We start from the raw sequence: 5,398 nt of genomic DNA on the forward strand, positions 1-5,398 counted from the left end.
ACCATCGGTTACGGACTGCCGGACTTCGCAGAGGAACTCAACTACGGAGTCGATCTATCAACCATCTGAGGGTGGTATCAGATTGATGGGGTGAAGGTGCCCCATCAACCATTAAATCCGTATACCCCTTCTCCAAAGCTCGCAAGAACCCCTATATTCGGAAGCTTAAGTAGAAGCAGGGCTATGAATTACGCTCCCTTGATCGGCAGCGCGGTCTTGTCGATCACCCGGCGCAGCACGAAGCTGGAGTGCACGCCGGTGACGCCGGGGATGCGGGTGATGCGGGTGAGCAGCAGTTCCTGATACGCGTCCATGTCGGCCACCACCACCTTGAGCTGGTAGTCGGCGTCCTGGCCGGTGATGAGCAGACATTCCAGCACCTCGGGGATCTCGCCGACCACGTTTTCGAAGTGGGCGAAGCGTTCGGGCGTGTGGCGGTCCATGGAGATGTGGATCAGCGCCATCAGCGACAGGCCGAGGCGGCGGGCGTCGAGCAGGGCGCGGTAGCCGAGGATCAGGCCGGATTCCTCCAGCGCGCGCAGCCGGCGCAGGCAGGAGGACGGCGACAGCGAGATGCGGTCGGCCAGGTCCTGGTTGCTGATGCGCCCATCCTGCTGGAGCACTTCAAGAATCTGCCGGTCGTAGCGGTCGAGCTGCATGATCGTATCGCCGTTAAGTCGCTTGATACATATTCTGTCACTTACTTACTACGTCGTGCAATTTTCCACCAAACAAGCCTGACAAAACCCCGAAAACGCAATCGTCTGCCGCAGTGCAACACCTAAACTGTCTCTCATCGCAGCCCAGCCCGCGCAGAGGACCCGACCCATGATGTTGCCCGACCCGTCCACCAAGTACCGCCCCTTCCCCGCCATCCCGCTCGCCGACCGCCAGTGGCCGAACAAGGTCATCAACAAGGCGCCGATCTGGATGAGCACCGACCTGCGCGACGGCAACCAGTCCCTGTTCGAGCCGATGAACGTCGAGCGCAAGATGCGCATGTTCCGCGCGGTGTGCGACATCGGCTTCAAGGAGATCGAAGTCGGCTTTCCGGCCGCGTCGCAAACCGACTTCGACTTCGTCCGCCACCTCGTCGAGGGCGGGCATGTGCCCGACGACGTCACCATCGAGGTGCTCACCCAAGCTCGCGAAGACCTCATCCGCCGCACCATGGATTCGGTGCGTGGCGCCCGCCGGGCCATCATCCATGTCTACAACGCCACCTCGCCCACCTTCCGCGAAGTGGTCTTCAACATGGACAAGCCGCAGGTGGTGGCGCTCGCGGTGTCGGCCGTGCGCCTCATCAAGGAAGTCGCCGCCGAGATGCGTGAAAGCTGCGGCACCGAGATCCTGCTCCAGTACAGCCCGGAAACCTTCTCCGCCACCGAGCTCGACTTTGCCAAGGAGGTGTGCGACGCAGTCACCGCCGAGTGGGGTGCCACGCCGCACAACAAGGTCATCCTCAACCTCCCCGCCACCGTCGAGGTCGCCACGCCCAACGTCTATGCCGACCAGGTCGAGTGGATGCACCGCAACCTCGCCCGTCGCGACAGCGTCATCATCAGCCTCCACCCGCACAACGACCGCGGCACCGGGGTGGCCGCCGCCGAGCTCGGCCTCATGGCCGGCGCCGACCGCATCGAAGGCTGCCTCTTCGGCAACGGCGAGCGCACCGGCAACGTCGACATCGTCACCCTCGCGCTCAACATGTACACCCAGGGCCTGCACCCCGGGCTCGACTTCTCCGACATCAATTCGGTTGCCCGCACCGTCGAATACTGCAACCAGTTGCCCATCCACCCACGCCACCCCTACGTGGGGGATCTCGTCTTCACGGCCTTCTCCGGCTCCCACCAGGACGCCATCAAGAAGGGGTTCGCGGCCCAAAAGGCCAGCGCTCTGTGGAACGTACCCTACCTCCCGATCGACCCGGCCGACGTCGGACGCAGCTACGACTCGGTGATCCGCGTCAACAGCCAGTCCGGCAAAGGCGGCATCGCCTACCTGCTCGAAACCGAATACGGCGTCGTCATGCCCCGCCGCCTTCAAGTGGAGTTCTCCCGCGAAGTGCAGCAGGTCACCGAAGCCACCGGCGCCGAGATGAGCGCCGCGGCGATCTGGGACCTCTTCCGCAGCACCTACCTCGACACCGCCGAGCCCATGCGCTACGTCGAGCACCACCTCTTCGAGCACGGCAGCGCCCAGGGCATCCGCCTCACCGTCGACATCGCCGGCCAGCGCCAGACCCTGCTCGGCGAAGGCAACGGCCCCATCGACGCCGCAGTCCACGCCCTGCGCATCGCCGGCATCGATGTGCAGGTGCAAAACTACGAAGAACGCTCCATCGCCCCCAGCGACGACGGCGGCAACGCCCAAGCCTGCGCCTTCGTCGAACTGCGCTCCACCACCGGCAAACCCGGCGACCACTACGGCGTCGGCCTCGACACCAACATCGTCACCGCCTCCATCCGCGCCATCGTCAGCGGCATCAACCGCATCCAGCCGGATGTCGCAGCGGTGACCGATATTCGGGCGGCTTGATCGGCGGCAGCGGATAAGCGAAACGGCCACCGCGCGAAAGCGCTGGTGGCCGTTTGCTTCTCAAACCCGTCAAGCGAACGAGCCTTTACATTCTTGGACGACCCAGATCGATGTGATCTTGTTCAGTCAAGGTTTCGGGGCGGCCTCGCTGGAATCTAAAGCCGCCAGCTGAGAACACGAGCGCGCTATGCAGCGCCTGCTTTCGCCAATGGTCAAGTTCTGGATCTGCTTACGCGGCAGTCCGTTTCCAGGAGGCCAAGCGGGGCTGGGCTGGAACCGCGGCGGCGCGAGGCATGTCACTTTGAATCAAGCCTCGCATCAGCATTCGTATCCAATCTGGCAAAAATGAACCCTATGCGCCAAAATGCACCAATCGTATGATCATCACAGACTTGCATCGAGACTGGAGGCTAGATTATGGGTACCGTGCGCAAGACCATCACACTGACCGAACAACAGGACGGCTGGATAAAGACGCAGATCAGCGCGGGGCATTACACTAACGACAGCGAATGCATCCGTGACCTGATCCGTCGCGAACAGGAGCGCAACGCGGAAGTGGAAGCAATCCGACACGCTCTAATCGAGGGCGAAGCCAGCGGCGATCCACAGCCATTCAATGCCGCTAAGTTCAAGCAAAGAATGCGGACCGCGCATGGCTGAGTACCGTCTCACGCCCGCCGCCGAGCGCGACCTTGAATCGATCTGGGTGTACACCGTCCGCCAATGGGGCGTTGAACAAGCCGAACGCTACATTGACCTGCTTACTGCCTCATTCACCGAGTTGGCGCGTGCGCCCATGACTGCGCCAAGCTGCGACCACATCCGCCAAGGATACCGCCGCTGTCACATTGAACAGCACATAGTGTACTTTCGCATCACCGATTACGGGATCGGGATTGTACGTGTCCTGCATAGGCGGATGGATGCGCCTCGGTATCTTTGACGGAGCCGTTCCTGTGCTGGAGTAATCCCTCATCCATGATAATGACCGCACCTTGACTGACCATGCCTGCTCTTCCAAACGGTCTTTACGATCTTCTCCTCGATGGCGCGCTCAGGAAGCTTGCGCTGGAACTGTGGGAAGCGGGGCAAGCGGACGTCACCAGACTGGAGGATTAACAGCGGCGGCAACGACTCGCTGAGGCCCTCGCAAAATGCTCCCGCAACTGTTGGAGGAAGCTGCGCCAACCGCGACGAGGGCACCCGCGAGGGGCAGTGCCATCGCGGCACCCATGGCGACGCCAACCTGGTTCGACCTCTAACCCAAGCGCTACCAGCAGGCGATGCTCGACCGCCCAACGAGCGAACGTGCGAAATGGTGTCTGACCCCGTTTCTTCTCGGCCTCGACACCAACATCGTCACCCCCTCCATCCGCGCCATCGTCAGCGGCATCAACCGCATCCAGCCGGATGTTGCGGCGGTGACGGATATTCGGGCGGCTTGATCGGCGCCAGCGGGTAAGCGAAACGGCCACCGCGCGAAAGCGCTGGTGGCCGTTTTGTTGTGTGCAACACCGCGCTATGAACGTCTGGCGCGCATCGGCATCCTCTTACGGCAGCGCGGAAACGTCGAACACCCCCAAAACGCCCGCCCTTTGCCCGGTCGCTCCACCATCTTCGCGCCGCAGGCCGGGCACGTCGGTGACGTCCAGTCGCCCTCGGTCGCAAATGCCAGCAAGCGCTGCTGCGCTTCGTCTGGCAAACGCTGAATCATGTGTAAGAAGCCCTTGCCGTCCAGCAAGTGGATTCGGTTTGCGCGCGCAAACGCCACCGCGTCTTCAGTGAAGCCATTCGGTGCCATGAAGAAGGCACTCTCCACGCCTTCATGCGCCATCACCCCGCGCAACTCCCTCACCATCGCCACACCCACCTGCTTGGCCAACGCCTTGCACTGCACGATAGACGTCATACGCTCCGGGTCAGCCGCATCCTGAAAGAGCCGAATATCCACGCCACCATCAGCCCCCAGCCGAGTCGTCACCGCCTTGATGCCCTTCTCGCGGTAAAACTCGCAACACAAGTCTTCAAAACGCTTCCACTCGACACGATCCAAAACCTCGAAGGACCAAGTCAAAGGTTTGCCGGGGCCTACCTCGGCCTCACCCCGGGGGATGACTTGCTCCGCAGGCGCCGCCTCCGTGCGCTCCGCATGGTTTTTGAATCGAGCTCTATCTCCAGCCGAAACCGCAACGCCATGGGAGCCTGTCGTGCCACTCGCGGTCACCCGTTGGGGAACCTTCTTGAGCAGCTTAACGACGGAGATCAACCCAAACGCCGCTGCCATGATCCAGGCTAGCGTCGAAAAGACACCTCCCATCCCGGCAAGTATGGGCGAAGAGGAGAAAAAGGCCGGGATGACGAACGCGGCGCCCACAACACAAACCAACGCCATTGCGCCGCCCACTTTCCAGTCGGAAGTTGCGGCAATCTCGAGGAGTCCGGGTTCTTGCTTCTTGCGTCGTCGTGCCATAGAAATCAGCTGCGTTGCCCCCACCGTCAGCCGTGAGATGGCCGTAGCTCAAGTGTCATAGTCGGAACGCATGATACTGCTACTGGCTGCTATCGCTTCGTGAATTGGTCACGGTCTGCCCTGAAGACCCAAGACTACGGAGAGGAACTCGCACACCCGTGTTGAGTTGGAGCCGAGTGACTTCTGGCCGGTCTGAGCTACTACTCGGGCTACACAAATCCAACGGCAGCAGCGAATCCGTTTCCTTCTAATCTAAAGGGCACCTCGAATAACGCGAGGTTTTCGTTGAATCCCGCCGCCAAACAATGACAGCGACCGAACTCGGTTCAATTTCTCCGGCAAATCACCGCTTTTCTCTGCGGTGTCGCCCCGTTTTCTCTTCGA

6 protein-coding genes are annotated in these 5,398 nt (G+C 61.5%); 4 read left to right on the forward strand and 2 right to left on the reverse strand.

From position 1 onward, the window contains the following. Positions 1–188: 188 nt before the first annotated feature. Positions 189–659: an Lrp/AsnC family transcriptional regulator gene (locus GPA21_RS19075; protein WP_168989664.1), complete on the reverse strand. Its 471-nt coding sequence runs from the start codon at positions 657–659 to the stop codon at positions 189–191. 169 nt (positions 660–828) lie between these two features. On the opposite strand from GPA21_RS19075, the gene leuA reads away from it, so the two are divergent. The 4 genes from leuA (at position 829) to GPA21_RS19095 (ending at position 3,989) form a co-directional block, all read left to right on the forward strand. Next, a complete protein-coding gene (gene leuA, locus GPA21_RS19080) occupies positions 829–2,541 on the forward strand; it encodes a 2-isopropylmalate synthase (RefSeq protein WP_168989665.1) in 1,713 nt (570 codons plus the stop codon). A gap of 417 nt (positions 2,542–2,958) precedes the next feature. Beyond that, a complete protein-coding gene (locus GPA21_RS19085) occupies positions 2,959–3,204 on the forward strand; it encodes a type II toxin-antitoxin system ParD family antitoxin (protein WP_168989666.1) in 246 nt (81 codons plus the stop codon). Next, complete coding sequence (locus GPA21_RS19090) at positions 3,197–3,487, forward strand: type II toxin-antitoxin system RelE/ParE family toxin (RefSeq protein WP_168989667.1); 291 nt, start codon at positions 3,197–3,199, stop codon at positions 3,485–3,487. The genes GPA21_RS19085 and GPA21_RS19090 overlap by 8 nt, the downstream gene beginning before the upstream one ends. A 340-nt stretch (positions 3,488–3,827) precedes the next feature. Continuing rightward, positions 3,828–3,989, forward strand: a complete 162-nt coding sequence (locus GPA21_RS19095; RefSeq protein WP_168989668.1) for a hypothetical protein — start codon at positions 3,828–3,830, stop codon at positions 3,987–3,989. A gap of 74 nt (positions 3,990–4,063) precedes the next feature. On the opposite strand, the gene GPA21_RS19100 is transcribed toward GPA21_RS19095, so the two are convergent. Beyond that, a complete protein-coding gene (locus GPA21_RS19100) occupies positions 4,064–5,014 on the reverse strand; it encodes a restriction endonuclease (RefSeq protein ID WP_168989669.1) in 951 nt (316 codons plus the stop codon). Positions 5,015–5,398 lie beyond the last annotated feature (384 nt).

Origin of the sequence: Azoarcus taiwanensis (genome assembly GCF_012910885.1) — a bacterium.
GTDB lineage: Bacteria > Pseudomonadota > Gammaproteobacteria > Burkholderiales > Rhodocyclaceae > Azoarcus_F > Azoarcus_F taiwanensis.

Excerpts from the sequence above, each read along its gene's own strand:
- GPA21_RS19075 (WP_168989664.1), bottom strand. The coding sequence starts at position 659 with ATGCAGCTCGACCGCTACGACCGGCAGATTCTTGAAGTGCTCCAGCAG.
- GPA21_RS19095 (WP_168989668.1), top strand. The coding sequence starts at position 3,828 with ATGCTCGACCGCCCAACGAGCGAACGTGCGAAATGGTGTCTGACCCCG.
- GPA21_RS19085 (WP_168989666.1), top strand. The coding sequence starts at position 2,959 with ATGGGTACCGTGCGCAAGACCATCACACTGACCGAACAACAGGACGGC.
- GPA21_RS19100 (WP_168989669.1), bottom strand. The coding sequence starts at position 5,014 with ATGGCACGACGACGCAAGAAGCAAGAACCCGGACTCCTCGAGATTGCC.
- leuA (WP_168989665.1), top strand. The coding sequence starts at position 829 with ATGATGTTGCCCGACCCGTCCACCAAGTACCGCCCCTTCCCCGCCATC.
- GPA21_RS19090 (WP_168989667.1), top strand. The coding sequence starts at position 3,197 with ATGGCTGAGTACCGTCTCACGCCCGCCGCCGAGCGCGACCTTGAATCG.